At 25.0% G+C, this 679-nt stretch carries 2 protein-coding genes; both read right to left on the bottom strand.

The window, feature by feature from the left end; translation table 11 throughout:
* A partial coding sequence (locus tag AJ930_RS02420) for a DUF2920 family protein (protein ID WP_148122807.1) occupies positions 1–218 on the bottom strand: 218 nt, incomplete at its 3' end.
* A 12-nt stretch (positions 219–230) separates the two neighbouring features.
* Positions 231–679: DUF2920 family protein (locus AJ930_RS02415; protein ID WP_148122806.1), on the bottom strand; the 449-nt coding region annotated here is incomplete at its 5' end.

Here is a 679-nt window from a genome sequence, read left to right as displayed (position 1 = left end):
TGCACTGCTACAACATCAAAATTTTTAGCAATATAATTTCTATAAGAGTCTAAAAAATATATATTTGCATTGGCTCCATAACCTCCTATGACAAAAACTATAGCTTTGAGATCTTTTTCATCATCATAACTTATGCGGTATTCAAGTTTACTAGTTCTTTTTATATTTAATTCTACATCATCACAAGAATCGATTTCAAAGGTTTGGTTTATGAGCATATATTTTCCTTTTTAATTAATAATCAATTTTAACTGATTTTCTACATCTTTAAAAGTAAATACTTTATTCCCACAAGGATAAGAGATGGAATTTTCTTGCATAAAAGATTTTCTTTTTTGTAGTTTTTCAAGCATTAAAGGAAGTTCTTTTCTAAATAAGGCTTTATCAGGTATACCACAACCATGATCTAAATTTTTAATAAATTTTCCATCAATTTGATTTTCATCTATCAAATTTAAGCTTACATCGTAACCTAAAATTTTTAATATTTGCATGGTTTGTTCTTTAAAATTTGCTGGAGTTAAAGGATCTTCTTTGCTATGATAACTCACATAAATGATATTTTTATTTTTTTGACTTTGTAAAATCAAATGATCTTTATTTAACAATGTTCTAATAAGATAATTTTCATTATTAAAAAAATAAGGTGAATTTTCTTTACGTGTCCAGTGGGTTTTTA

The organism is Campylobacter sp. BCW_6871, assembly GCF_001762325.1.
Taxonomy (GTDB): Bacteria; Campylobacterota; Campylobacteria; order Campylobacterales; family Campylobacteraceae; genus Campylobacter_D; species Campylobacter_D jejuni.
This window is presented reverse-complemented; position numbering and strand designations above follow the sequence as displayed.